Source organism: Pseudomonas sp. B21-054 (assembly GCF_026016345.1).
GTDB lineage: Bacteria > Pseudomonadota > Gammaproteobacteria > Pseudomonadales > Pseudomonadaceae > Aquipseudomonas.
Map to the genome: position 1 here is coordinate 5,099,150 of NZ_CP087204.1, position 25,485 is coordinate 5,124,634.

Sequence of the window (25,485 nt, forward strand, 5' to 3'; positions counted from 1 at the left end):
CTTATCGGTGCCCGCCAGTCCAACCGGCACCTTCGCAACTAATGGCGTGATGATGTTAAGAGTGCTTGCCTTGAGCCTTACCCTGTTTACTGGCCTGCTTTCCGGCGTGGTCCAGGCCACCGTCTTGCAACGCCCCATCAGCCTCGATACGGGCAGCGGTGAGCTTTTCGGCTCGCTGTTGCTGCCCAAGTCCGACACGCCGGTGCCGGTTGTCCTGATCATTTCCGGGTCTGGTCCTACGGATCGCGACGGAAACAACCCCGAAGGCGGACGCAACGACAGCCTCAAGCGCCTGGCCTGGGTACTGGCCAAGCACAACATCGCCAGCGTGCGCTATGACAAACGCGGGGTGGCCGCCAGTCTCGCGGCGACCCCGGACGAACGCAACCTGAGCGTCGAGGCCTACGTGGCGGATGCCGTGGCCTGGAGCCACAAGCTCGCCGCCGACCCGCGGCTGGGGCCCCTGGTCATCCTGGGGCACAGCGAAGGCGCGTTGATCGCCAGCCTGGCCGCCCCCCAGGCCAACGCCGTCGCAGTGATTTCGGTGTCCGGCAGCGCCCGGCCAATCGACCAGGTCCTGCGCCAACAGTTGAGCAGCCGCTTGCCACCGCCGCTGATGTTGCGCAGCAATGAGCTGCTCGACAGCCTCAAGGCCGGGCGGCTCGACGAGAACGTGCCAGCGCCACTGCAAGTCATATTCCGCCCCAGCGTGCAGCCTTACCTGATCTCGCTGTTCCGCCAGGACCCGGCCCAGGCGTTCGCGGCGCTGAGTATGCCGGCCTTGATCATCCAGGGCAGCCACGACATCCAGGTCAGTGTCGATGACGCCAGGCAATTGAAAGCCGCCAAGCCCGACGCCGAACTGGCGCTGATCGAAGGCATGAACCACGTCATGCGCATCGTGCCCAACGACGTGAAACGGCAATTGGCCTCCTACAAGGATCCCAACCTGCCCCTGGCCGCCGAACTCGGCGCGCATATCCTGAGTTTTATTGGCGCGTTAGCCGCCCATTAAGCGGTTTTAGTGGCAACTGGCCCTCCAGTCCCGGCAAAAACGGCCGATAACCCGGTGTCGGACAGCGCAATGGCTGCCGAGGGCCGGCCTGGACAGGATTTTGCCGTTATGACTGAAACTGAAACTTCACCCGTCACCGCCGACGAAACGCCCACCGCTCCAGCAGTGGAGCAGCCTTGGGCGGATGTGCAGGCCGAGCATCACAAGATGCTTCGCCTGGCACCGCTCAAGACCGACCGTGCCACGGGTGTGCGGCCGCTACGGTTTGTCGAATTCAGCTATGCCGAGCGCCACAGCAAAGAACGCAGTTTGCTGCGCATGAGCATTCATCTGCCGGGCCAGCGAGTGCGCAAGGAACAGAATCACCTGGACGTCTGGGCCGATCACGTCGAAAAACGCCTGTATTTTTCTCCGGACAGCCTGCAAGTCGAGCCGATGAACCGTGGCATCGGTCGTTTCCTGGCCGCCCAAGGCATTACCTGGGCCAAGAAGCGCTGGTCCAGTTACCGGGTGGACGGTGCCGATCTGAACAATAAAGATGCGCTGAACGAAGACACCCGCCTGCGCCGCGACCATTTCATGAAGGCCCACGGCTTCGAGGTGGTCTACGCCGACGCCCAGCACCTCAAAGGCAGCGTCAAGCCCACCCACGTTGGCGATCTGCTGGGGGACTGGAACACCGAAAAACTGCAGTTCGTTGAAATCCTCGAAGCCGCGCAGATGCTGCAACAAGCCGAGCAGAACCTGGCGGAACAGGAAGTCAAACTCAAGAAGCAGGAAGAAAAGGTCACCAAGTTCAAGCGCGAAGACGCCGGCCTGCGCTTCACCATCACGTGTCTGGTGGCCTTCGCCATGTTCCAGGCGGGGTTGCTGATCTGGATTGCGACGCGGCATTGAACTCAATAGCGCGTGAGTAACCCTGTGGGAGCGAGCTTGCTCGCGATGGCGGTGGGTCAGTCAACTTCAATGCTGCTGATTTGACGCTATCGCGAGCAAGCTCGCTCCCACAGATTGTGTATCCAGGCTGAGGTGTGCCCATCAGCCCATTCGGATCAAACCCGCGAAGCAAACACCCCCTGATGCTGGCGGCACTGCTCGGCGCTGAGCATGAATACCCCATGCCCGCCGCGCTCGAAATCCAGCCAGGCGAAATCGACTTCCGGGTACAGCGCCTCGACGTGAACCTGGCTGTTGCCCACCTCGACGATCAACAAACCCTTCTCGGTCAGATGATCGGCCGCCTCGGCCAGCATCCGACGGACCAGGTTCAAGCCATCATCGCCACAGGCCAGGCCCAGCTCTGGCTCATGCTGGTACTCCTGCGGCATGTCGGCGAAATCTTCCGCATCGACGTAGGGCGGGTTCGACACGATCAGGTCGAAACGTTGCCCAGGCAACCCCTCGAAACCATCGCCCTGAACGGTGAACACACGCTCGTCGACACCGTGACGCTCGATGTTCTGGTTGGCCACTTCCAGCGCCTCGAACGACAGGTCGGCCAGCACCACTTCGGCCTCCGGGAATTCATAGGCGCAGGCGATGCCGATGCAGCCGGAGCCGGTGCAGAGGTCGAGAATCCGTACAGGTTCCTGGCCCAGCCAAGGCTCAAAACGCTTTTCGATCAGCTCACCGATGGGCGAACGCGGGATAAGCACGCGCTCGTCGACAATGAACGACATCCCGCAAAACCAGGCTTCACCCAGCAGATAGGCCGCTGGAATGCGTTCCGCGATGCGCCGGCGCAGCAAGCGCTGTACATGCACCAGCTCTTCGTCTTCGAGACGGCAATCCAGGTAGCTATCAGCAATTTCCCATGGCAAATGCAATGCACCCAACACCAGCTGGCGAGCTTCGTCCCACGCATTGTCGGTGCCATGCCCGAAAAACAGATCCTCCCCGTGGAAACGGCTGACGGCCCAACGGATATGGTCGCGCACGGTACGAAGGCGGGAAGTGATCACGGCGGCAAACTCCAGAAAAAACGACTGGCGAGTCTACCAGCCAAACGCCGCCCCACCAAAACAGGCCCCAAAACCGAAAGAAAAACGCCGGACCAAGCGTAGGATTTATCCGTTTTTTACGCAGACCATTGAACAAGATGAGCATCTTGACAAGGCTGTAGGCCAGCAACGGCGGCCCTTGTGATGGAAGCGATTCACAGAACCGCTCAGCCAGAGGACAATGTCGCAAAAGCCCCACCCGAAGGAGCCCCAGAATGTCCGTTCCAAAAACGATGTTTCAACTCAGCGGCCGTGGTTACGCGGCGGCCAATCTGAGCCAAGCGACGTTGATCATCATCGATGCCCAGAAAGAATACCTCGCCGGGCCCCTGGCCTTGAGTGGCATGGATGCGGCCGTCGCGAACATCAAGCAATTGCTCGGCGCGGCCCGTGCCGCCAACCGGCCGATCGTGCATGTGCGCCACCTGGGCACCCATGGCGGGCTGTTCGATCCACAGGGCGAACGCGGGGAATTCATTCCGGGCCTCGAGCCCCAGGGCGACGAAACCGTGATCGAAAAGCTGCTGCCCAGTGCATTCCACGGCACCGAGTTGAAAAAACGCCTGGAAGACCTCGGCCCCCTGGACCTGATCGTCTGTGGATTCATGAGCCACTCCAGCGTCAGCACCACCGTGCGCGCCGCCAAGAACCTGGGCTTTCGCTGTACCCTGGTGGAAGACGCCTGCGCCACCCGCGACCTGCCGCACAAGGGCGGCGTCCTCAGCGCCGAACACGTGCACCAGACCGAAATGGCGATCATGGCGGACAACTTCGCCACCTTGGCCCTGACCCGCGACTTCACCTGACATCCCCTGGATGAGCGGCCGCGGCGCCGCTCATCCGCAAAAGCCTCTCATTTGCCGCATTTGCCGTAGGGTCAGGAACAACCCGAACATCTTCCGGTCGAAGGGCCGATACCCATTGAGGAAGGTCGGAATGAAGTTATCCGATGGTTTTGACGCACGTCGCTTGCGGCCCAAAGGCCCGAGCAACTGGCGTTTTCGTTTCGGCGCGGCGATCGCTGCGCTCCTGGCAACGCTCGGTGTATTGCTGGCGATGGCCGGTGCCGCCAGCCTGCTGGGACGCCCACCCGCGCTGGGCGACCTGAACGCCACCCCGCTCGGTTCGGCGGTGATCCTGGCGGTAGGTCTTCTCGTCTTGCTGCTGGGCGTCTGGCTCTGGCGCCGTTGCCGCCGTCGCGCCCGCCAATCCCTGGAGCTGGCCATGGCTCCGCACCTGATGAAAAAGCACGACTGACCCGCCATCCGACGTTTTGTCGCGCCTGATCCGCCAGGAGTTGGGTAAACTGGCCGGCCTTCGCGGAGGCTGACATGCAAGACGACGACTTTTCCCTGTTCAAAAGTGCGACCCAGGGCGTAAAACCGATCAAACACGATCGTGCCGAGACCGGCAAACCCAAGGCCGATCGCGCACAGATCGCCAAGCTGCGCCAGGCCGCCACCGTGCGTACCGATGCCACGACCGTCGACGGTCTGTCCGATCAGTTCGTGATCGATGTAGGACCGGAAGACGAGTTGATGTGGGCGCGCGACGGTGTCCAGGAAAGCCAGATGCGCAAGCTGAAGGTCGGCCAGATCCCCTTCGAAGGCAGCCTGGACCTGCACGGCATGACCGTCGAAAAGGCCCGGGAAACCCTTTGGGCATTCCTGGCCGAGGCCACGAAATTCGAAATCCGCTGCGTGCGCGTCACCCACGGCAAAGCCGTGCGCCTGGACGGCAAGCGCCCGATGATCAAGAGCCACGTCAACACCTGGTTGCGCCAGCACCCGCAAGTGCTGGGCTTCACCTCTTGCCAGGCGAAACACGGCGGAGCCGGGGCGGTGTACGTGATGCTCAAGCGCACCATGATGGAAGGCCGCGACGAGTAACGCCCTGATTGCCGAGCTTGCAGCGCCGTGTCCGCCACCGTACCCTTGCCCTTTGCGTAAAATCCCACAGGTAGTTTCATGTCTCTGGAACAGAATTACACCGCGATTCTCGGCCAATTGGGCGAGGACGTTTCCCGCGAGGGCCTGCTCGACACGCCCAAGCGCGCTGCCAAGGCCATGCAGTACCTCTGCCGTGGTTATGAACAGACGCTGGAAGAAGTCACCAACGGTGCCTTGTTCAGCTCCGACAACAGCGAGATGGTGCTGGTCAAGGACATCGAGTTGTACTCGTTGTGCGAGCACCATTTGCTGCCTTTCATCGGCAAGGCCCATGTGGCCTATATCCCGAGCGGCAAGGTGCTGGGGCTGTCGAAAGTCGCCCGCATCGTCGACATGTACGCCCGTCGCCTGCAGATCCAGGAAAACCTCAGCCGCCAGATCGCCGACGCGGTCCAGCAAGTGACCGGTGCCCTGGGCGTGGCGGTGGTGATCGAGGCCAAGCACATGTGCATGATGATGCGCGGTGTGGAAAAGCAGAACTCCTCGATGATCACCTCGGTGATGCTCGGCGAATTCCGGGAAAACGCCGCCACCCGCAGCGAATTCCTCAGCCTCATCAAGTAACCTGTCGCTTGAAGAAAACCGGCATTGATCGCCGGTTTTTTTTCGCCCGTGAAAAATCAGGTAAGCTGCGCGCCCTCTTCTTCCCTGCTGCGAGGCTTATACCGTGATTGTCAAAGCGCTTCGAGTTGGCCTGGGCCAGCTCATCATCTTCATCGACTTCATCACTCGCCCAAGCAAGAAACAGCGCCCGGCCGAAGCCCAATCGCAAGTGGATCAAGCGGCCCGCAGCCTGACGCTCTATCAGTTCCATGCCTGCCCGTTCTGCGTGAAGACCCGCCGCACCTTGCGTCGCCTCAACGTACCGGTGGCGCTGCGCGATGCGAAAAACAACGCGCAGGATCGCCAGACGCTGCTGGAACAAGGCGGCAAGATCAAAGTACCGTGCCTGCGTATTGAAGAAAATGGTGAGACCACTTGGATGTATGACTCCAAGGTGATCATTGAGTATCTGGATAAGCGGTTCTCTGCAGCCTGACCATTTTCTACTGTGGCTACTGGCCTCATCGCGAGCAAGCTCGCTCCCACAGTGGATTTGTGGATGATTGCAGATTTTCAATCAACACCGGCCCCCTGTGGGAGCGAGCTTGCTCGCGATAGGGCCCGCAAGACCACCGCCAAACCTCCTGATATCAAGCCGCTTTTACCGCCAGAGCCTCCCGCACCACCCCCGCCAACCGCTTGAGCCCTTCATCCAGCCGCGCCGGGTCGATGTGGCTGAAATTCAAACGCAGGTGCCCCGGATGCATGTCCGGCTCGGGGAAGAATGGCTCCCCCGGCATGAACGCCACGTCGGCAGCCAGTGCGGCGGCAAGCAAGGTGCGGGTGTCCAGCGGTTGCTTGAGGGTCAGCCAGAAAAACAGCCCGCCCTGAGGCACGTTCCAATCCGCGAGGTCGGCAAAGTGCTTCTCCAGCGCGGCCTGGAAGCGATCACGGCGATCCCGGTAGAAATCCCTCAACTCACTCAAATGATGGCGATACTGCTCGGTGCCGATCCATTGCAAGGCCTGCCATTGGCCAATGCGATTGGTGTGCAGGTCCGCCGACTGCTTGAGCCGCAGCAGATGCGGGAACAGATCCGGACTGGCGATCAAATAGCCCACCCGCAGCCCTGGCAGCAGGGTTTTCGACACCGTGCCGGTGTAGATCCAACTGGCCTTGCGCAAGCGACTGACAATCGGCGTGGCGCTGCCGCCGTCGAAGGTCAGCTCACGATAAGGTTCGTCTTCCACCAGGGTGACGCCAAACTCGTCCAACAGCGCCGCCACCGCATCGCGCTTGGCCTCGCTGTAGCGCACCGCCGAGGGGTTCTGGAAGGTCGGAATCAGGTAGATGAACGCCGGCCGATGCCGCGCCAGCCGCGCTCGCAACTGGTTCAGGTCCGGGCCATCGGCTTCCAGGGGCACCGTGATGCAATCGGCGCCAAACAACTGGAAAATCTGCAACGCCGCCAGGTAAGTGGGCGCTTCCAGCATCACTTCAGTCCCGACGTCGATGTGCAGCTTGGCCGCCAGGTCGAGGGTTTGCTGGGAGCCGCTGACCACCAGCACTTGGCTCGCTTCACAGGCCAGGCCCAACGCGCGCGCCTGCGCCGCCAAGGCTTCGCGCAGGGCCGGCTCCCCTTCACTCATGCCGTATTGGCCCATGGACACCGGCATGGCCGCCCAGTCCACTTTCGGCAACATGGCTTCGGCCGGCAGGCCGCCGGCGAACGACATCACTTCCGGGCGCTGCGCCGCGGCGAGGATTTCTCGGATCAAAGAACTTTTGAGGCGCGAGACACGTTCGGAAAAAGCCATGGGGTCACCTGTAGCGGGTCGCTGGAAAAATGAGTCAAACTGGTTGACCGAAATTACTCCGACTCATCTGGATACGTCAATATGATTGACCTTAAAAACCCAACCGCCCAACAAATGGCCATGGAAGCGTTCTTCTTCGGCTACCAGGCGTTCACTGCCAAGGCCGATGAAATGCTCGAGCGCCGGGGTTTGAGCCGGGTGCACCAGCGCATCGTTTTTTTCATCGCCCGCTATCCGTCCCTGAGCGTGAAGGAGTTGCTGGCGGTTCTGGGTGTGAGCAAGCAAGCGCTGAACATGCCTCTGCGGCAGTTGATGGAAATGCACCTGGTGAACAGTGTTGCGTCCGAGACGGACAAGCGTAAGCGGCTGCTGGAACTGACCGCCGAGGGCGAGCGCTTCGAGCAGGCGTTGCGGCGTGAGCAGGTGAAGTTGCTGGAGCGGGTGTTTGCCGAGGCTGGAGAGGAAGCGGTGAGTGGGTGGTTGGCGGTGAATCTGGCGCTGGGCAAGTCTGGCGACTGAAGGTGTCTGGTCCGACGCTATCGCGAGCAAGCTCGCTCCCACAGAGGACGTCGCCCGACACACATCTTGCATTTCACCACAGCCCATTGTGGGAGCGAGCTTGCTCGCGATAGCGCCCGCAAGGGCGATATATCCCTATTGCCAAACATTTCGTCGACAAAACAGAAAACATTATTTGCTTTATTTGTATACAAAAGCATAATTCGCTTCGTGCGAGTTCCTGACCAACAAGTCAACAAACTTCGCCAGCCTTACCGCCTCAAAGCCTCGCCACCCTCCTCAGGAAAGGTGCGGAGCTGGAAATAACAATAAAACTCTTGAGGAGTACTCGCTGTGGAAAGCCGCAAACCCGAAGCCCAGACGCTGGACCTTTCGCCGCCACTGCGCAGTGGCTGGCTGGAACGCCTGTTCAAACTCAGCGTGCATGGCACCACGGTGAAGACCGAGCTGATTGCCGGCCTGACGACCTTCATCACCATGGCCTACATCATTTTCGTCAACCCCAACATCATGGCCGACGCCGGCATCGACCACGGCGCCGCCTTCGTCGCCACCTGCATCGCCGCCGCCCTGGGTTGCCTGTTGATGGGGCTGTACGCCAACTGGCCGGTGGGCCTGGCGCCAGGCATGGGCCTGAACGCGTTCTTCACCTACACCGTGGTCGGCACCATGGGCTACAACTGGGAAACCGCGTTGGGCGCGGTGTTCGTTTCCGGCGTCTTGTTCATGTTCCTGACCCTGTCGCGGGTCCGTGAGTGGCTGCTCAACAGCATTCCGGTGAGCCTGCGGTTCGCCATGGGCGCGGGGGTCGGTTTGTTCCTTGGACTGATCGGCCTGAAAACCGCCGGGATCGTCGTGGACAGTCCCGCGACCCTGATCAAGCTCGGCTCATTGCGTGAGCCCGGTCCGCTGCTGGCTGCGGTGTGCTTCCTGATGATCGCCGTGCTCAGTTATCATCGGGTGTTCGGCGCGATCCTGATCAGCATCATCGTCGTGACCCTGGCCGGTTGGGGCTTGGGGTTGGTGCAGTACAACGGCGTCATGTCGACACCGCCGAGCCTGGCACCGACCTGGATGGCGATGGACGTGGCCGGTGTGTTCAACGTCAGCATGATCAGCGTGGTGTTGGCCTTCCTGTTCGTGCACATGTTCGACACCGCCGGCACCCTGATGGGCGTTGCCCAGCGTGCCGGCCTGGTGAAAGCCGACGGCAAGATCGAGAACCTGTCCCGCGCCTTGAAAGCCGACAGCGCCTCCAGCGTGTTCGGCGCCATGGTCGGCGTACCACCGGTGACCAGCTACGTGGAGAGTGCCGCGGGTGTGGCGGCGGGCGGGCGGACGGGGCTTACCGCCGTGACCGTCGGTGTGCTATTTATTGCCGCGATGTTCTTCGCGCCGCTGGCCGGGATGATCCCGGCCTATGCCACCGCCGGCGCGTTGATCTACGTGGCCATGCTGATGATGGGCGGCATGGCCCACATCGAGTGGGACGAACCGACCGACAGCATCCCGGCCATCGTCACGGCCATCATGATGCCCCTGACGTTCTCGGTCGCCGACGGTATCGCACTGGGTTTCATCAGCTATGTGGTGCTCAAGGCCGGTACCGGTAAACACAAGGAAATCTCCGTCAGCCTGTGGGTGCTCTGCGCGATCTTCATCGCCAAGTTCATCTTCTTGTAAGCGATACACCTATCCACCCGCCTCATCCATTGGGTGAGGCTTTTGTACATCAGGAGCAACGCAATGAATCTGGAAACCTGGCTGTTGTTCAGCGGCGCCGCCTTGGTGGTGATTCTCATCCCCGGGCCCCTGTCGCTGTTGATGATCGGCAACAGCCTGAACTATGGCCTGCGTCGCTCGTACCCGGCGTTCCTCGGCGGGGTGATCGCCTCGATCTGCCTGTTGAGTGCGTCGGCGTTGGGACTCGGTGCGTTGTTGATGGCCTCGGAACAGCTGTTCAGCGCCCTGAAGATCATCGGTGCGTTGTACCTGTTCTACCTGGCCTGGCAGAGCTGGCAGCAGTCGCGCCAACCTTCCCAGGGCGCCGAAGTGCCCCAGGCCGCTGCCACCCCACGCTTTCGCGCCCTCTTCGGCCGCGCGTTCGTGCTGGGCGCGAGCAACCCGAAGGACATCCTGTTCTTTGCCGCTTTCCTGCCGCAGTTCTTGAGCGCCGAGCAAGCGTTCCTGCCGCAACTGTTGATCATGATCGCCACCTGGACCGTGCTCGACCTGCTGTGCAAGCTGGCCTACGGCCTCGGTGCCCACGGTGCTGCGCGGTATTTGCGTACGGGGAAAGGCCAGAGTTGGTTCAACCGCATCAGTGCCGGATTATTTGGCGGCGCGGGCGCAGCCTCTCTACTGTCCAGTCACTGAGTCTTTCGTTAGTTACGCCAGGTTTTTGCAAAACACGGCAACAACCAAACGATATACACCCTTCAGGAAAACACCTTAGATAGAGGGCCATTTACATCATCGTTGAACAAGGACGTTCACCATGGCCAAGGTTTTTTATCCCGACTCTGTTTCTGACGACCAGGCCGTAGTCATTACGGACCTGGGCTTGCATGCCAATGAATACACGGTCGAAACACTCGACTTCCGGGCGGCCGATGAAACGCTGCCCGGCGCGGAACACAAACATCGGCAGGCCCAACTCGAAATCGTAGATAAACTTTATGGCCCGCTCTCTATCGGCGCCGTGAAGGTGACCCGTTCAGCCCTGGATGCGTTGGGTGCAACGACCGATGGACAACCGCTGACAGGGGACAATACTTTTTTCCGCATCCCCAATCGTTTTTTTGTGAACTCCCTGCAGTTCTGCGCGGTTGCCATCGAAACACGTATAACGCTCACCCCCGACGTGGACGACTATCGGTTACTCACATTACTTTTCGAAATAGCGAGTCAACGTCCGCCCACGGCGCGCCCCTTGTTGAGGGGAAGTCCTGATACACAGGCCGAACCAACCGGTTATCGAAGCACATTCGAAAAGCTTTTAAACGCCGCCCAGAGACTCAACCTCCATGCGGTCTCGCAAACCATGAGTTGGGTGAGCCAAGGGAAAAGCACCCTCCTCATCCCAACCGGACTCGGCCTCCAGGCCTTCGGCATCTACAGCGGTCTGCGAGGCCTGCAGGACGCCATCCAGAACAAGGACGCTTACCAGACGGTCTTCAACGGGGCCGGCGTGGCGGCCGAGATGGCCTCGATCGGTGTCGAGGCAGCGGTGACCCGACAAGCCACTCAGATGATCAAGGCCGGCCAGAGCTCCCTCAGGGATTTTGCCAACACAGGCTGCGCCATAAGGCTCGCCCGTGGCAGCGGCCTGATTGCCAGCGTACTGACACTGCCTTTCGATATCATCGCCGCTGTCGACTCTTTCAAGGCCGCCGCCCGCGCCACCGACAAAGAAGCCACCGATCACTACGTCAGCGCCGCCTTGAGCGTCACCAGCGCGGCCATGAGCGTGACCCTCGGTATAGCGGCACTGGCAGGTTTCAGTTCGGCCGGTCCGGTGGGCCTTGCCGCGGGGCTTATCCTGGTGGTTGGATCACAAATCTGGGGCGCGATTCGTCAAGTCGATGAAATCGACGACTACATAGAACTCACCGTACACGAGCGCCTGCGCACCGGTTGGTTCGCCTTCTGGGCAATCAGCCCTGATAAAGACATCCAGGATCGCTACACCATCGCCAAGGCGACTGCCGAACATACCAAGCGGCTGCGGGCCAACGCCTTGTACTTACTCAAAGGCCCATTGAAAGACAGCACTGAGGCGATCGTAAACGGTGCGTTCACCATAGAACTCGAACCGGTGATGTACACCACTTGGAATTGGTGGACCGGAGAAAAATACCAGGCGACGACAGTGCGTCCCAGGATCAAAGACAGCGACGACCGGGTCGACGCGCGTAATGGCGTTACTGCTCAGACGCCCGGCGCAGTCATTGAAACGTCGGCGCAAGATAAAGGCATCCATTGGTATATCGGCGGTGGCGACGACACTGTTCTAGGCGCTGAAAACCAGCCAAATGTCTTCCACTACGGTGCGGGTGTTAAAAAACTGACCGGCGGCGTGAAGGATGACGTTTTTATCTTCGAGGGCTCGGCAGAATCCCTCAGTGGAAGCCAAACCCTTTCGACGAATACCCTGGTGGGTGGCCTGGGCAATGACACGCTCGTTTTATCGGGCCGCACCCGCAATAGTCAGGAGCCACGCCTGGGTTATCAGGTCGACCTGGAGGCCGGGCAAGTGTCCATCATCACTCATGCCAGTCACGACACAGAGAGCGGACACTATCGCCATGCGGTCCTTGAAGGCATTGAAAATGTTGAAATCCCTGAGGGCGGTGCCAACGTCATCAAGGGTACCGCCGGCCCAAACATCATCAAGTCCCGCGGCAATGATTCAATCGAGGCCGGTGCGGGAAATGACCGGATTTTTCTTCTGAATGGAAACAACCACAACGCAGACGGTGGGCCTGGCGATGATGTCTACGCCATCGCTCATAAACCCGGCGCGGTCTCCATCAGCGAAGACGGCGTAGGCAACAGCGTCATCGCACTGGACTGGAGAGCGGACCTGATTGAGTGCTGGCAAATTGAAGAAAATCATTTGGTGATTACGTCATGCTTTGATGCAAGCGACTGGGAGTTGCGCAAAGTCACCATCAGGGACGTCTATGAAAACACTGATTATCCAAGGCGCTTACAAAACAACAGGCTGACGTTCATCACCCGGGATGGCTACCATCTGGTACCCGACTTGCCTGACACCATCGAGCACAGCGGCCCACTGGACATTGAAGCAATGGTGGTACAGCCAGGAACAGCGCGAAACCCGGCCATCCTGAAGGGTCGAAGCGAGCAGCAAATCGCCCATGACCAGGACACGAGTTTTCATGTTTCACGTACTCATGAACTCACCACACTCAAGGTCAAACAAAAAAGCAAATTCTCCACCACTCTCCACCTGGACTACACCTATTCCGAACTGACACGTATCGAGGCTCATTACAACGCCCACGTCATTCAGGAAGAGGAAGGGGACACCATAAAATATGGCGAATGTGGCCTGACCTTACACTTTGGCGTTCGCCGAGTCGTCTTGAAGAACCTGGCAAGTTCCGATGAACGCTACAGCGCGCAAAACACCAAGACAGGACGGCGTGCATTTTCCGCGTTGGGTTCGCACCATACTTTTATTCTGATCATGAATGATGGCTCGTGCTACCGCCTGGTCCAACCCTCGCCCGACTATGATCTGCTGCTGGACGAAACATTCATCGGCAAAGATCCGGTGGAGTGGAAAACAGAAGCGTCACTGTCACTCACGCCGACGAAAAAGAACTACCCCTATCTACAACCCTTGGACAAAAATCCCCACTACATGGGTAACAGGGCAACCTGCGCCATGCTGACATCACCCACGGAACAGACGGGCATCGAAGTCCTGATTGGCGAAGGCTCCACCTACCTTGTTCACCTGAGCCCGGACATGACGTTACGCCTGTCCACGCCGGGTGCGCTGGCCGGCGCCAAGCCCCAGTTACCCCACGCCTCTATATGGGAGCTCGACGCCAGGCACCTCGGTCAAGTCGAGATAAAACTTTCCTCCAACCTGCTGCAGATCGGCGCAACGATCATTCATCTTCCCGTCTATGAAGCTGAAGACCTTGTCGACCAGGTACGCGTCATCACGGCACAAGGTGTTGTTTATGCTGTCGACAGCCTGTTTGAGCGAGTTTATGTAGAAGCGCTCGATGGCCGGTATTTAGCCCCTCTCACCGATCCCAGCGCAGCATTACCCAGCGCACTGTCCAGCCTGGCATCCGAAGAACTGAAGGTGCTTCACCTTGCCGTCAAGGATGGGTCCCCTGGCACCTTGAGCTATCACCTCAAAACCCGCAAATGGACCCTTGATACAGATAAGTCCCGAGTCATAGAGGCGGCGAACCTGAGAAAAACAAACCTGTGTGAGCACGCTCTCAAGATCTATCAGGATCTGGCTCGCGAAGGCCTCAATCAGACCCCACCCATGAGTGATGACGCCCTTCGTTTGTTGCGCACAAAGTGCACTGAATTAATGGAGAGCTTCACATTGGAACACTCGGTGAGGTTTGCCCGAGCGCTAGCACTGAGCGCGGTCTTCGGCATAAGGCTTTCTCAACTCAATTGGTTGCTCTCATTGGGTGAGGCCTCTTCCAAACGTACATAGCCTTCACAACTCTTTTTCGAAGGTTTTTCAGACGCCATATATATGTAGTGCACCTGCCTGTTGGTTTTCCACGAACATTCTTAAGCCCGAGGCCTGTCAGCTATACGACAGGCCATCCGCTTCATGGCCACATGAAGCATCAATACTTAAGAACAGGCATTTTCAATGAGTCCAAGACAAAACACCCGGCCCAATATTCCAAAGTCGTCCCCTGATACACCTCACTCCAGTCGCGATACGCCACTGGAAACAATGCTCGGAAATCCCATGCGAGGAGAAGGGACCGATCAGGCAGCCGTCTCACCAACCGGACGCCCCACTGGAGCCCCGGAATCTCAGCGCCCGACCATTCAGATATCCGATATGGCATCACAGGCCTCCATCAGTGATGCCCCCCTCTCGGTAACGCTGGACAACTATTACCTTTCACCCGAACTGGTGCCCATGCTATCGGAACCAGACCCAACCTCTGGAATCCGGACGTTCAGGACACGCACTTACGTCGATCTTTCAGAAGGTGGAACGGTGCTGCTGGGTCGCGATTCCGAACAGAACTACAGGGCCCGATCAGGCATCGAACTCGTCGCCTCCGGACCACGCCTGGAGCAGGTGGAAGGCAGCCACCTATGGCGCCGGATTGCGCACCCGGAGGTGTTGCACGAGGGTGATTCAGATCTTATTTCTACGCCCCACAGGCTGTCGGATGATGAGGCATCGCAAGTGACTGCACTCAAGCGCTCACGCACGACTTCACAAAGCGAAGCACCTGGGCAAAGCCTCCCGGCATTCAATAAGAACTGGGCGATTGACCCAAGATTCATAGCGTCCGGATTCCTCACCCTGGACAACGTTCACTATAAGGTGGTGACACGCAGCGACGCGCGCGAACACCCGATCACTTACATTCAACCGCCCATCCATCCCACCTATGACTTTGATCTGTTGGAAGCCACCCTCAGGCATACGCCAGACGAGCAACCCCGAGGCGCAGTGCAAATCCCACCGCACAACCATTGGGAAATTGACACCCGGCTTCCCTTTGAAAAACCACTGACGGCTTACGTCAGGGATTGTTTTCCAGATGTCACGACAACCACCCTGGAAAACATCGCAAGAAGGCAATTTGAACTCGCCAATGACTCACCGTTCGCCGATGCCGCGGGTTTGACTGCCCTGCGGCAGATTTTCAACAGCTGGAAAAACGCAGGCCTCGCGCCGTATCCGCACTGGTCCGATCCGCTCTTGATGTTGCCGACGCTTCCTACCACGTCCTCTTCCAGAGGGGCTGCCCGCTCGATAACCCTGCCCATTCCATCCGCAACGGGGACGTTGGAGCGGCTGGATTTTGATCCCCTGCGGTTCCAGCGACAGTGGCTGTTTTTCCAAACGACGTACACACCCGTGGAGTTCAAACGCTTCATGACCGCCCTTCTGACTCGTAATGGCTACACGGTCATGGAGCCAAGCTCCTACAACAGTTTTCCAGCGTTGGTATTCCAACGAGCAGAGCATGACTATGTATTTTTCATAAGCCTGCATCGCACCAGGATTCCAAAGATTTCCCTGCCAACGTACCTGGATCCCAATACAGCCGGCGTGCTCTTGGAAAACCAGATCGGCGAAGCCGCGGCGAAAGTCGTCAGGGAGGGCCACGCTGCCAACAAGATCATCTGGCTCAGAGGCGGTACCGAAATCCGTCCAGGCATTCCAGACACCGTCTTTATCATCCGGGATGACTATTCCAGGCTGTAAATACGCCGCAAAAAAAAGCCCGCAGTGTGAGCGGGCGAAAACCAAAGAAGCGCTATGCGCAGTCGCTTCCAGGACAAGGCAGTTGCTCCGGGGATCAACTGCCTCGATAGGTTGAATAGGCGTAGGGCGAAATCAGCAGGGGCACGTGGTAATGCTCCTGCTCGGCCGAAATACCGAAGCGCAGCACCACGACATCCAGGAACGCCGGCTCGGGCAGCTGCACACCACGGGCGCGGTAGTAATCACCGGCATGAAATTGCAGTTGATAGACCCCCGACCGATAGTCGTCCCCTTGCAGCAACGGCGCATCGCAACGACCATCGCTGTTGGTCTGTGCGTTGGCGACCAGGTGCAATTGCGAACCTTCCACGCGGTACAGCTCGATCTTGATCGAGCTGCCCGGGCAGCCGTGTGCGGCATCCAAAACGTGAGTAGTCAAACGTCCCATTGATTGTGCGAGCCTCGCTGCTGGGCAGCCCGGCCCGACGCCTCCTGAATCAGTTGAAAGACAGGCCGCACTGTTTCGGAGCACGAAACGCCACGGCGATGAGCGAATTAAGACACTTTAAAAGAAAATTGTACACAATAAAAAACAGATATTTTGCCCCGCGCCTGTTCCGACCAGGGTGCCTGTCCAATCTGAAGGCAAACCAGCAGATACGCTATCCTTCCAGCGATTAACTGACCAGGTGGGCAGGTTTCTTGCAGTGTAGACAAACCCAAGGTCGCAGTGAAAAATGCAAAAAATCAGGCTTACAAATCGCACATAAAGTTGTATACAATCATCCCATCGTCGTGACGCCAGCCTGTGACTTATCGCCAGGGCGCCACCTACATGGTTCGAACAAGAAGGAAGACTGCAGTGAGCGCTGACTACCCACGCGACCTGATCGGTTACGGCAGTAACCCTCCCCATCCCCAGTGGCCAGGCAATGCCCGCATCGCCCTGTCCTTCGTGCTCAATTACGAGGAAGGCGGCGAGCGCAACATCCTGCACGGTGACAAGGAGTCCGAAGCGTTCCTCTCGGAAATGGTCGCGGCGCAACCGCTGCAGGGCGAGCGCAACATGAGCATGGAATCGCTGTACGAGTATGGCAGCCGTGCCGGTGTCTGGCGGGTCCTCAAGTTGTTCAAGGAATTCGATATTCCGCTGACCATTTTCGCCGTGGCCATGGCCGCCCAGCGCCATCCGGACGTGATCCGTGCCATGGTCGCCGCCGGTCATGAAATCTGCAGCCACGGTTATCGCTGGATCGACTACCAATACATGGATGAGGCCCAGGAGCACGAGCACATGCTCGAAGCGATCCGCATCCTGACCGAAATCACCGGCGAGCGCCCGCTGGGCTGGTACACCGGCCGCACCGGCCCCAACACCCGTCGGCTGGTGATGGAAGAAGGCGGTTTTCTCTATGACAGCGACACCTACGACGACGACCTGCCCTACTGGGAACCGAACACGCCCAACGGCAAGCCGCACTTGGTGATCCCGTACACCCTCGACACCAACGACATGCGCTTCACCCAAGTGCAGGGTTTCAACAAGGGCGACGACTTCTTCCAGTACCTCAAGGATGCATTCGACGTGCTGTACGCCGAAGGTGCCGAGGCGCCGAAGATGCTGTCCATCGGCTTGCACTGCCGCCTGATCGGCCGCCCGGCCCGTCTCGCCGCCCTCAAGCGTTTCCTCGAATACGTCAAAGGCCATGAACACGTCTGGTTCAGCCGTCGCGTCGACATCGCCCGCCACTGGCAACAGACCCACCCCTGCCCCGAAGCGGTGAAACCAGGAGCGTCGAAATGACTGCGTTCCAGACGCTCAAGCCTTCCGCCTTGGGCCGCGAAGCGTTCGTCAACGCCTTCGCCGATATCTACGAACATTCGCCATGGGTCGCCGAAAAGGCTTTCGACCTGGGCCAGGACCCGTCGATCGACCAGATCGAAAACCTGCATCAGCGCATGAGCGATATCCTGTTGAGCGCCGATCACGCCAGCCAGCTGGCCCTGATCAACGCTCACCCGGACCTGGCAGGCAAAGCCGCCGTCCAGGGCCAACTGACCGAAGCCAGCACGAACGAACAGGCCGGCGCCGGTATTCACCAATGCACGGCCGAAGAGTTTCAACGCTTCACCGAGCTGAACGACGCCTACAAGGCCAAGTTCAAGTTTCCCTTCATCATGGCGGTAAAAGGCAGCAACCGGCACCAGATCCTCGCGGCGTTCGAAACGCGCATCCATCACTCGGTAGACACCGAATTCAAATGCGCGCTGGCAGAGATCAACAAGATCGCGTTGTTCCGACTACTGACCCTTTAGCGAGCAGCCTCCTGCAAGCATCCCCAGCCAACTTATTTAAAGGCAGACAAGAAGAATGAAAGCTTACGCCGTACCTTTCGAGAAATTCGTCAACCTGGCCGACGCCCGCCTGGGCACCCGGATCATCTCGGTCACCGATGACTGGTTCGCCGACGCCAACCGTCTGTTCCAGCCGACCCCGGCCGTGTGGAAGGAGGGCGTGTTCGATGACAACGGCAAGTGGATGGACGGCTGGGAGTCGCGGCGCAAGCGCTTCGAAGGCTACGACAGCGCGGTGATCCGCCTGGGTGTGGCGGGTTCGATCAAAGGCGTGGACATCGACACCTCATTCTTCACCGGTAACTACCCGCCATCGGCCTCTCTGGAGGCCTGCTTCCTGAGCGAAGGCGAGCCGGACGAAAACACCCAGTGGACGGAAGTGCTCTCGGCCGTCGAGTTGCAAGGCAACAGCCACCACTACCATGAAATCAGCAACGACCAGGCCTTCAGCCACTTGCGTTTCAACATCTACCCCGATGGCGGCGTGGCCCGGTTGCGGGTCTACGGCATTCCGTACCGCGACTGGTCGGCCGTGGGCGACAACGAACAGATCGACCTGGCCGCCGCCCTCAACGGAGGCCGTGCCCTGGCCTGCTCCGACGAGCACTTTGGCCGCATGAGCAACATCCTCAACCCGGGCCGAGGCGTGAACATGGGCGATGGCTGGGAAACCGCCCGTCGGCGTACCCCGGGCAATGACTGGGTGATCGTCGCCCTGGGCCATGCCGGTTCCGTTGAACAAGTCATCGTCGACACCTTGCACTTCAAGGGCAACTACCCGGACAGTTGCTCGATCCAGGGCGCCTTCGTCAAGGGCGGCACCGACAGCCAGATCGAAACCCAGTCGCTGTTCTGGCGCGAGCTGCTGCCGAGCCAGAAACTGGAGATGCACGCCGAACACACCTTCGCCGAGCAGATCAAGGCCCTGGGGCCGATCACCCATATCCGCCTGAATGTATTCCCGGATGGTGGCGTGAGTCGTCTGCGGGTGTTGGGCAAGGTATCGAAATAAGGGTGAACCCAAATCGCGAGCAAGCTCGCTCCCACATTTGAAATGCATTCCCCTGTGGGAGCGAGCTTGCTCGCGATGGCGGCACAACAAACAACACAGAATTTGGATAAGAAGACCAGCATGCGCACACTCAAGATCGAACCGTTGACCAAAGAAGCCTTCGCCCCGTTCGGTGACGTGATCGAAACCGACGGCAGCGATCACTTCATGATCAACAACGGTTCGACCATGCGCTTCCATCGCCTGGCGACGGTGCAAACCGCTACGCCGGACGACCAGGCGATCATCAGCATCTTCCGCGCCGACGCGCTGGACATGCCGTTGACCGTACGCATGCTGGAGCGCCATCCGCTGGGCAGCCAGGCCTTCATTCCGCTGCTCGGCAACCCCTTTCTGATCGTGGTCGCGCCACTTGGCGATGCACCTGTATCAGGCTTGGTCCGCGCCTTCGTCACCAACGGCAGGCAGGGCATTAATTACCATCGCGGCGTCTGGCACCACCCGGTGCTGACGATCGAAAAGCGGGATGACTTCCTGGTGGTTGATCGCAGTGGCACAGGCAACAACTGCGATGAGCATTTTTTCCCAGAGGATGAATTTCTAATCCTCGCCCCCCACCAATAAGAGAAGGTCCGATCACGCGCAGACAAGCGTGACGGGCGAGAGGTAAAGACTGTGGAAGCACATATGCTGGAATGGTTGAACCTGAGCGTGCGCTGGGTTCATATGATCACTGGCGTGGCCTGGATCGGCGCGTCGTTTTACTTCGTCTGGCTGGAAAACAACCTCAACCGCGTCAACCCCCGAAGCGGTCTGGCCGGTGACCTGTGGGCCATCCACGGCGGCGGCATTTACCACCTGGAAAAATACAAACTCGCGCCACCGTCCATGCCGGACAACCTGCACTGGTTCAAGTGGGAAGCCTACTTCACCTGGATGTCGGGGATCGCCCTGCTGTGCGTAGTGTTCTATTGGAACCCGACCGTCTACCTGTTGGCCCCTGGCAGCGGCCTGAGCGGTCCCGAAGGCGTCGCCCTGGGCATCGGCTCGTTATTCGTCGGCTGGTTCGTCTATTCCTTCCTGTGCGACTCGGCCTTGGGCAAGCACCCTGCCCTGCTCGGCCTGATCCTGTTCGTACTGTTGATCGCCGCCGCCTACGGGTTCAGCAAGGTGTTCAGCGGTCGTGGTGCCTACCTGCATGTCGGGGCGGTCATCGGCACGATCATGGTCGGCAACGTGTTCCGCATCATCATGCCGGCACAACGTGCCCTGGTCGCGGCCATCGCCGAGAACCGCACCCCCGATCCAGCGTTGCCGGCCAAGGGCCTGCTGCGCTCGCGCCACAACAACTACTTCACCCTGCCGGTGCTGTTCATCATGATCAGCAACCACTTCCCGAGCACCTACGGCAGCCCGTACAACTGGTTGATCCTGGCCGGTATCGCCGTGGCGGCGGTGTTGGTGCGGCATTACTTCAACACGCGCCATGACAGCAACCGGTTTGCCTGGACGCTGCCGGTCGGTGCCCTGGCGATGATCTGCCTGGCCTATGTCACGGGTCCCAAACCCATGCCCAGCGCACCGGACGTGGCCAAGGCACCCGGCGTGATCGAGTACCAACCGTTGCCGGAAACGGCAGTGGGCGGTGGTGCAAAACCGGCGACGGCCCCTGCCGCACCGGCTTCGGCGCCCACCCAGGCCGCCAACGCCCAAGGCCCGTCGTTCGAGAAGGTCCACAGCGTGATCCAGGAACGCTGCTCGGTCTGCCACTCGGCCAAGCCTACCAGCCCGCTGTTCAGCGCCGCGCCAGGTGGGGTGATGTTCGATACGCCAGAGCAGATCCAGCAACAGGCCGCGCGCATCCAGGCCCAGGCCGTGACCAGCCAGATCATGCCCCTGGGTAACATCACCCAGATGACCCAGCAGGAACGTGACCTGATCGGCGCATGGATCAACCAAGGCGCGCGGACCAACTGAGCCGCGCCCCAAATTCGCCGCGAATGCGCCGTTGCAGGGCACTTTAGCCCGTTAGGGCAAGCCCGTATCCTGCGCGGCCGTTCGCATCCAGGCATCGTAAAAACCATCGAATCCTGACCGACACGCCAACTTATCCCGGCATCACGGGGAATATTTTCGACTGTTCCAAATAGCTGGACGAGCTTTTTCCGGCCTTGGCGCAGCTCTTGCTATCAGCATCTGCCACGAACGAAAAGCTGACCGAACGGATGTTTTTCTACGTCGGAAAACAGCGCCGCACCAGAGCGCTGATCTGAAAAAAAAGCGGTACCACTTACCTTTGGGAGCAAACCGAATGAAACGTACGCGCACCAGCCTGATGCTCGCCGGATCCTTGCTGGCGGGGGGCCAGGCGATGGCAGATGACCTGTTCCAATGGCAGAACAACAGCCTGACCTATCTCTATGGCAAGGACTTCCAGGTCAATCCACGCATCCAGCAGACTGTGACCTTCGAACACGCCGACGCCTGGAAATACGGGGACAATTTCTTCTTCCTCGATCGGATCTTCTACAACGGCCAGGACGACAGCCAGTCCGGCCCGAACACCTACTACGGTGAGTTCAGCCCGCGCCTGTCGTTCGGCAAGATCTTCGACCAGAAGCTGGAACTGGGTCCGATCAAGGACGTGCTGCTGGCCATGACCTATGAATTCGGCGAAGGCGACAACGAGTCCTACCTGATCGGCCCGGGCTTCGACCTGGCCATTCCCGGCTTCGATTACTTCCAGCTGAACTTCTACAACCGCCAGACCGAAGGCCCACGCGCCGGCGACAATGTCTGGCAGATCACCCCGGCCTGGGCCTACACCGTTCCACTGGGTTCATCCGACCTCCTGATCGACGGTTTCATCGACTGGGTAGTGGACAACGACAGCAATTCCAAGGGCACCTACCACGCCAACCTGCACATCAACCCGCAGATCAAATATGACCTGGGCAAAGCCTTGAAACTCGGCGCCAAGCAGTTGTATGTGGGCGTGGAGTATGACTACTGGAAGAACAAGTACGGGATCGAGGACAGCGAAGGGTTCAAGACCAACCAGAGCAACACCAGCTTCTTGCTCAAGTATCACTTCTGACCGATTCAGTCTCAGGTTAACCCCGAACCTGGAGCCCGCCACAAATCCCCTGTGGGAGCGGGCTTGCTCGCGAAAGCGGTGGATCAGCTTGCACTGATATTGAATGTGCAGCCGCCTTCGCGAGCAAGCCCGCTCCCACAGGGGCTCGGGTTGGACTCACCCCTCAGGACAACCCCAGGAACCGACTCAGTTCCCCACGCTGTGCCAACGCATCCTGGCGGCCCAACTCGATCAGCTCGCTGCAATACCCCGCCTCGAACAGCAGGTAACTCAGCACACTGGCGCCGCTGGTCTTGGTCGCGCCCGGCCCACGCAGAAATACCCGCAGCGCGCGGGGCAATTCCTGGCGATGACGAGCGGCGATTTCATCGATGGGCTGGCTGGGCGAAATCACCAGCACCTCCACCGGCGCCGCCCCCAAGGCATGGGCCGGTACATCATCGGGCAACAGGTGACTGAAGCCGTTCAGGCGCTGAAGCAACTCGATGTCGCTTTCCAGGCTGTCAATGAACGTGCTGTTGAGCATATGGCCGCCGATCTGCGCCAGGGTCGGTTGCAGTCCGGTGTAGATACGCGCCAACGGATCCTGGCCACCCGCGCCGCGCGGGTTGCCACTGACGCCAATGACCAGCACCCGATTGGCCCCCAGGTGCAAGGCCGGGCTGATGGGCGCCGATTGACGCACGGCGCCATCACCGAAGTATTGCGGGCCGATCTTGACCGGCGCGAACAACAAGGGAATCGCCGAGCTGGCCAACAGATGCTCTACCGACAACAGCGTCGGCACCCCAATACGCCGGTGTCGCAGCCAGGCATCGATGGTGCCGCGCCCCTGGTAGAACGTCACGGCCTGGCCGGATTCATAACCGAACGCCGTCACCGCCACTGCCCGCAATTGCTGCTCAGCGATGGCCTGCTCGATACCCGAGGCGTGGAACTGGGCTTCGAGCAGTTCGCGCAACGGCGAACTGTCGATCAGCGCCACCGGCAACTTGGCCCCCAGGCCCAGCAAGCTGTGGGTGATGAAGCGCGTCGACTGGGCCAGCACGCCTCGCCAGTCGCTGCGCATCACTTGATGGCTGCGCACCGCTTGCCAGAAGGCGGTCAGGCGTTCGATGGCGGTCTTGAAGTCCATCGCCCCGCTCGCCAGGCTGACCGCGTTGATCGCCCCGGCCGAAGTGCCGACGATCACTGGAAATGGATTGTGCGCCCCGTCGGGCAGCAATTCGGCAATCGCCGCCAATACCCCCACTTGATACGCCGCCCGAGCCCCGCCGCCGGAAAGAATCAAACCTGTAACCGGTTCAGCTGGGGTCATCGCAACACTCCGTGCTCAAGATGCGTCTCAAAAAAACGGACTCAACCGCGTTTGTCGTACAGCTTCGGCTCACCCGGTGGACGGCTCTTGAAGCGCCGATGGGCCCAGAGGTATTGCTCGGGGCAATCGCTCACCGACCGCTCTACCCATTGATTGATACGAATGCAATCGGCTTCCTCGGTCTCGCCCGGGAAATCTTCCAGCGGTGCCTGGATCACCAGACGATAGCCGCTGCCATCGGCCAGGCGCTCCTGGACGAAGGGCACGACCAGCGCCTTGCCCAGGCGAGCGAACTTGCTGGTGGCGGTAACGGTCGCAGCCTGGATACCGAACAATGGCACAAACACGCTTTGCTTGGCGCCGTAATCCTGATCCGGCGCATACCAGATCGCCCGACCGGCGCGCAGCAACTTGAGCATGCCCCGCACATCGTCACGCTCCACCGCCAGGGAATCGAGGTTGTGCCGCTCGCGGCCGCGGCGCTGGATGAAGTCGAACAGCGGGTTCTTGTGCTCGCGGTACATGCCATCGATGGTGTGCTGCTGGCCAAGCAACGCCGCGCCGATTTCCAGCGTGGTGAAATGCAACGCCATCAAGATCACGCCCTTGCCTTCGCGCTGGGCCTGCTTGAGATGTTCCAATCCCTCGACATGGGCCAGCTTCGCCAGGCGCGACCGCGACCACCACCAGCTCATGGCCATTTCGAAAAAGGCGATGCCGGTGGAGGCAAAGTTTTCCTTGAGCAAACGCTTGCGCTCGGCAGGGGATTTTTCAGGAAAACACAGTTCCAGGTTGCGCCGGGCGATGCGCCGTCGGTCGCCTGCTACCCGGTACATCAGCGCACCCAGTACACGTCCTACCCGCAGCAGCAGCGGATAAGGCAATTGAACGATCAGCCACAACAGCCCCAGGCCGCACCACAGCAGCCAGAAACGCGGATGAAAAAAAGCAGCTCGTAAACGCGGGCGATCCATTAAAGCTTCCACAAAGGCATGGGCCGCGCATTCTACATTGTTCGACCCGGGTTGCGGCTGGCGGACGTTCTCGTTATAAGTCTCGGCACTTTTAGTGACAAGCCGTTGTACGCCGACCATGAGCCAAACCGAACCGCTAGACCAAGATCCCGTGTTCCAGCTGAAGGGCAGCATGCTCGCCATTACGGTGCTGGAACTGGCCCGCAACGACCTGGAGAGCCTTGACCGGCAGCTGGCGGCCAAAGTCGCCCAGGCCCCGAACTTCTTCAGCAATGCCCCGCTGGTGCTGGCGCTGGACAAGCTGCCGGCCGGCGAAGGCGCGGTGGACCTGCCGGGCCTGATGCGCGTTTGCCGCCAGCATGGCCTGCGCACCCTGGCGATCCGCGCCAACCGTATCGAAGACATCGCCGCCGCCATCGCCGTGGACATTCCGGTACTGCCGCCGTCCGGTGCCCGGGAGCGTCTGCTGGAACTCAACCCGGTCGAAGCGAAGAAAGCCCCGGAAAAACCACCGGAGCCCACCATCAAGCCCACCCGCGTCATCACCTCGCCCGTACGCGGCGGGCAGCAGATTTATGCCCAGGGTGGCGATTTGGTCATCGTGTCCTCGGTCAGCCCGGGTGCGGAACTTCTGGCCGATGGCAACATCCATGTATACGGTCCGATGCGCGGTCGTGCGCTGGCCGGTGTCAAGGGTGATACGAAAGCCAGGATCTTCTGTCAGCAATTGAGCGCTGAACTGGTCTCCATCGCCGGGCAGTACAAGGTCTCCGAGGATCTACGGCGCGACCCGTTGTGGGGGGCCGGCGTCCAGGTCAGCCTGTCGGGCGACGTGTTGAACATCATTCGGCTTTAACGGATACTGCCGCATTTTCCAAGCATCTCTAAAACGTAGCGAAAACGGCTTAAACGAC

The 25,485-nt window shown here is 59.8% G+C and carries 24 protein-coding genes; 19 read left to right on the plus strand and 5 right to left on the minus strand.

The window, feature by feature from the left end:
• The first annotated feature begins 49 nt into the window (after positions 1 to 49).
• On the plus strand, positions 50 to 1,015 hold the full coding sequence (locus tag LOY70_RS22070) for an alpha/beta hydrolase (protein WP_265038144.1): 966 nt from the start codon (positions 50 to 52) through the stop codon (positions 1,013 to 1,015).
• A gap of 108 nt (positions 1,016 to 1,123) precedes the next feature.
• Positions 1,124 to 1,912 (plus strand): hypothetical protein, encoded by a 789-nt coding sequence (locus LOY70_RS22075; RefSeq protein ID WP_123415870.1) that lies wholly within the window; start codon positions 1,124 to 1,126, stop codon positions 1,910 to 1,912.
• 155 nt (positions 1,913 to 2,067) lie between these two features.
• Here LOY70_RS22075 and prmB read toward each other — a convergent pair whose 3' ends face one another.
• Positions 2,068 to 2,976, minus strand: a complete 909-nt coding sequence (gene prmB, locus LOY70_RS22080) for a 50S ribosomal protein L3 N(5)-glutamine methyltransferase (RefSeq protein ID WP_265029323.1) — start codon at positions 2,974 to 2,976, stop codon at positions 2,068 to 2,070.
• Between the two features lie 254 nt (positions 2,977 to 3,230).
• Here prmB and LOY70_RS22085 point away from each other — a divergent pair, with 254 nt between their 5' ends.
• From LOY70_RS22085 to LOY70_RS22105, 5 genes are all read left to right on the plus strand, one after another.
• Positions 3,231 to 3,821: a cysteine hydrolase family protein gene (locus tag LOY70_RS22085; RefSeq protein WP_265029324.1), complete on the plus strand. Its 591-nt coding sequence runs from the start codon at positions 3,231 to 3,233 to the stop codon at positions 3,819 to 3,821.
• Between the two features lie 130 nt (positions 3,822 to 3,951).
• Entirely contained in the window at positions 3,952 to 4,272 is a 321-nt protein-coding gene (locus LOY70_RS22090; protein WP_123346089.1) for a hypothetical protein, read from the plus strand.
• 74 nt (positions 4,273 to 4,346) lie between these two features.
• Positions 4,347 to 4,904, plus strand: coding sequence for a Smr/MutS family protein (locus LOY70_RS22095; RefSeq protein WP_123346090.1), 558 nt, complete (start codon positions 4,347 to 4,349; stop codon positions 4,902 to 4,904).
• A gap of 78 nt (positions 4,905 to 4,982) precedes the next feature.
• Positions 4,983 to 5,528, plus strand: a complete 546-nt coding sequence (gene folE / locus LOY70_RS22100; RefSeq protein ID WP_003204506.1) for a GTP cyclohydrolase I FolE — start codon at positions 4,983 to 4,985, stop codon at positions 5,526 to 5,528.
• Between the two features lie 103 nt (positions 5,529 to 5,631).
• Positions 5,632 to 6,003 carry a glutathione S-transferase N-terminal domain-containing protein gene (locus LOY70_RS22105; protein WP_123415868.1) on the plus strand — a complete coding sequence of 124 codons (372 nt, stop codon included), beginning with the start codon at positions 5,632 to 5,634 and terminating at the stop codon, positions 6,001 to 6,003.
• Between the two features lie 154 nt (positions 6,004 to 6,157).
• On the opposite strand, the gene LOY70_RS22110 is transcribed toward LOY70_RS22105, so the two are convergent.
• Complete coding sequence (locus tag LOY70_RS22110) at positions 6,158 to 7,324, minus strand: PLP-dependent aminotransferase family protein (RefSeq protein ID WP_265029325.1); 1,167 nt, start codon at positions 7,322 to 7,324, stop codon at positions 6,158 to 6,160.
• 81 nt (positions 7,325 to 7,405) lie between these two features.
• Between LOY70_RS22110 and LOY70_RS22115 the strand changes: the two genes are divergently transcribed.
• The 5 genes from LOY70_RS22115 to LOY70_RS22135 all read left to right on the plus strand — a co-directional run bounded on the left by LOY70_RS22115 (position 7,406) and on the right by LOY70_RS22135 (position 15,815).
• A complete protein-coding gene (locus tag LOY70_RS22115; protein ID WP_265029326.1) occupies positions 7,406 to 7,843 on the plus strand; it encodes a MarR family winged helix-turn-helix transcriptional regulator in 438 nt (145 codons plus the stop codon).
• A 333-nt stretch (positions 7,844 to 8,176) separates the two neighbouring features.
• Entirely contained in the window at positions 8,177 to 9,526 is a 1,350-nt protein-coding gene (locus tag LOY70_RS22120; protein WP_265029327.1) for an NCS2 family permease, read from the plus strand.
• Between the two features lie 63 nt (positions 9,527 to 9,589).
• Entirely contained in the window at positions 9,590 to 10,219 is a 630-nt protein-coding gene (locus LOY70_RS22125; protein ID WP_265029328.1) for a LysE family translocator, read from the plus strand.
• A 121-nt stretch (positions 10,220 to 10,340) separates the two neighbouring features.
• Positions 10,341 to 14,063, plus strand: a complete 3,723-nt coding sequence (locus LOY70_RS22130) for a calcium-binding protein (protein ID WP_265029329.1) — start codon at positions 10,341 to 10,343, stop codon at positions 14,061 to 14,063.
• 363 nt (positions 14,064 to 14,426) lie between these two features.
• Complete coding sequence (locus tag LOY70_RS22135) at positions 14,427 to 15,815, plus strand: hypothetical protein (RefSeq protein ID WP_265029330.1); 1,389 nt, start codon at positions 14,427 to 14,429, stop codon at positions 15,813 to 15,815.
• Positions 15,816 to 15,909: 94 nt separating this feature from the next.
• On the opposite strand, the gene uraH is transcribed toward LOY70_RS22135, so the two are convergent.
• On the minus strand, positions 15,910 to 16,263 hold the full coding sequence (uraH, locus tag LOY70_RS22140) for a hydroxyisourate hydrolase (RefSeq protein WP_123415862.1): 354 nt from the start codon (positions 16,261 to 16,263) through the stop codon (positions 15,910 to 15,912).
• A gap of 414 nt (positions 16,264 to 16,677) precedes the next feature.
• Here uraH and puuE point away from each other — a divergent pair, with 414 nt between their 5' ends.
• The 6 genes from puuE (at position 16,678) to LOY70_RS22170 (ending at position 22,279) form a co-directional block, all read left to right on the plus strand.
• Positions 16,678 to 17,619 carry an allantoinase PuuE gene (gene puuE, locus LOY70_RS22145; RefSeq protein WP_265029331.1) on the plus strand — a complete coding sequence of 314 codons (942 nt, stop codon included), beginning with the start codon at positions 16,678 to 16,680 and terminating at the stop codon, positions 17,617 to 17,619.
• Positions 17,616 to 18,131 carry a 2-oxo-4-hydroxy-4-carboxy-5-ureidoimidazoline decarboxylase gene (gene uraD, locus LOY70_RS22150; protein WP_265029332.1) on the plus strand — a complete coding sequence of 172 codons (516 nt, stop codon included), beginning with the start codon at positions 17,616 to 17,618 and terminating at the stop codon, positions 18,129 to 18,131. Before puuE ends, uraD begins: the two co-directional genes overlap by 4 nt.
• A 55-nt stretch (positions 18,132 to 18,186) precedes the next feature.
• Positions 18,187 to 19,182, plus strand: coding sequence for an allantoicase (alc, locus tag LOY70_RS22155; protein ID WP_265029333.1), 996 nt, complete (start codon positions 18,187 to 18,189; stop codon positions 19,180 to 19,182).
• Between the two features lie 120 nt (positions 19,183 to 19,302).
• Positions 19,303 to 19,806 (plus strand): ureidoglycolate lyase, encoded by a 504-nt coding sequence (locus LOY70_RS22160; protein WP_265029334.1) that lies wholly within the window; start codon positions 19,303 to 19,305, stop codon positions 19,804 to 19,806.
• A 51-nt stretch (positions 19,807 to 19,857) separates the two neighbouring features.
• Positions 19,858 to 21,159, plus strand: a complete 1,302-nt coding sequence (locus tag LOY70_RS22165) for a urate hydroxylase PuuD (protein ID WP_265029335.1) — start codon at positions 19,858 to 19,860, stop codon at positions 21,157 to 21,159.
• 334 nt (positions 21,160 to 21,493) lie between these two features.
• Positions 21,494 to 22,279, plus strand: coding sequence for an outer membrane protein OmpK (locus LOY70_RS22170; RefSeq protein ID WP_265029336.1), 786 nt, complete (start codon positions 21,494 to 21,496; stop codon positions 22,277 to 22,279).
• 163 nt (positions 22,280 to 22,442) lie between these two features.
• Here LOY70_RS22170 and LOY70_RS22175 read toward each other — a convergent pair whose 3' ends face one another.
• Together LOY70_RS22175 and LOY70_RS22180 are read right to left on the minus strand one after the other, a co-directional pair.
• Positions 22,443 to 23,597 carry a patatin-like phospholipase family protein gene (locus tag LOY70_RS22175; protein ID WP_265029337.1) on the minus strand — a complete coding sequence of 385 codons (1,155 nt, stop codon included), beginning with the start codon at positions 23,595 to 23,597 and terminating at the stop codon, positions 22,443 to 22,445.
• A gap of 41 nt (positions 23,598 to 23,638) precedes the next feature.
• A complete protein-coding gene (locus LOY70_RS22180; protein WP_265029338.1) occupies positions 23,639 to 24,571 on the minus strand; it encodes a lipid A biosynthesis lauroyl acyltransferase in 933 nt (310 codons plus the stop codon).
• Between the two features lie 118 nt (positions 24,572 to 24,689).
• Here LOY70_RS22180 and minC point away from each other — a divergent pair, with 118 nt between their 5' ends.
• Positions 24,690 to 25,427 (plus strand): septum site-determining protein MinC, encoded by a 738-nt coding sequence (gene minC / locus LOY70_RS22185; protein ID WP_265029339.1) that lies wholly within the window; start codon positions 24,690 to 24,692, stop codon positions 25,425 to 25,427.
• Positions 25,428 to 25,485 lie beyond the last annotated feature (58 nt).

Excerpts from the sequence above, each read along its gene's own strand:
- LOY70_RS22170 (WP_265029336.1), top strand. The coding sequence starts at position 21,494 with ATGAAACGTACGCGCACCAGCCTGATGCTCGCCGGATCCTTGCTGGCG.
- LOY70_RS22125 (WP_265029328.1), top strand. The coding sequence starts at position 9,590 with ATGAATCTGGAAACCTGGCTGTTGTTCAGCGGCGCCGCCTTGGTGGTG.
- uraH (WP_123415862.1), bottom strand. The coding sequence starts at position 16,263 with ATGGGACGTTTGACTACTCACGTTTTGGATGCCGCACACGGCTGCCCG.
- minC (WP_265029339.1), top strand. The coding sequence starts at position 24,690 with ATGAGCCAAACCGAACCGCTAGACCAAGATCCCGTGTTCCAGCTGAAG.
- LOY70_RS22130 (WP_265029329.1), top strand. The coding sequence starts at position 10,341 with ATGGCCAAGGTTTTTTATCCCGACTCTGTTTCTGACGACCAGGCCGTA.
- LOY70_RS22135 (WP_265029330.1), top strand. The coding sequence starts at position 14,427 with ATGGCATCACAGGCCTCCATCAGTGATGCCCCCCTCTCGGTAACGCTG.
- LOY70_RS22090 (WP_123346089.1), top strand. The coding sequence starts at position 3,952 with ATGAAGTTATCCGATGGTTTTGACGCACGTCGCTTGCGGCCCAAAGGC.
- LOY70_RS22160 (WP_265029334.1), top strand. The coding sequence starts at position 19,303 with ATGCGCACACTCAAGATCGAACCGTTGACCAAAGAAGCCTTCGCCCCG.
- alc (WP_265029333.1), top strand. The coding sequence starts at position 18,187 with ATGAAAGCTTACGCCGTACCTTTCGAGAAATTCGTCAACCTGGCCGAC.
- uraD (WP_265029332.1), top strand. The coding sequence starts at position 17,616 with ATGACTGCGTTCCAGACGCTCAAGCCTTCCGCCTTGGGCCGCGAAGCG.
- LOY70_RS22075 (WP_123415870.1), top strand. The coding sequence starts at position 1,124 with ATGACTGAAACTGAAACTTCACCCGTCACCGCCGACGAAACGCCCACC.
- LOY70_RS22070 (WP_265038144.1), top strand. The coding sequence starts at position 50 with ATGATGTTAAGAGTGCTTGCCTTGAGCCTTACCCTGTTTACTGGCCTG.
- LOY70_RS22095 (WP_123346090.1), top strand. The coding sequence starts at position 4,347 with ATGCAAGACGACGACTTTTCCCTGTTCAAAAGTGCGACCCAGGGCGTA.
- LOY70_RS22085 (WP_265029324.1), top strand. The coding sequence starts at position 3,231 with ATGTCCGTTCCAAAAACGATGTTTCAACTCAGCGGCCGTGGTTACGCG.
- LOY70_RS22115 (WP_265029326.1), top strand. The coding sequence starts at position 7,406 with ATGATTGACCTTAAAAACCCAACCGCCCAACAAATGGCCATGGAAGCG.
- LOY70_RS22175 (WP_265029337.1), bottom strand. The coding sequence starts at position 23,597 with ATGACCCCAGCTGAACCGGTTACAGGTTTGATTCTTTCCGGCGGCGGG.
- LOY70_RS22180 (WP_265029338.1), bottom strand. The coding sequence starts at position 24,571 with ATGGATCGCCCGCGTTTACGAGCTGCTTTTTTTCATCCGCGTTTCTGG.
- LOY70_RS22110 (WP_265029325.1), bottom strand. The coding sequence starts at position 7,324 with ATGGCTTTTTCCGAACGTGTCTCGCGCCTCAAAAGTTCTTTGATCCGA.
- folE (WP_003204506.1), top strand. The coding sequence starts at position 4,983 with ATGTCTCTGGAACAGAATTACACCGCGATTCTCGGCCAATTGGGCGAG.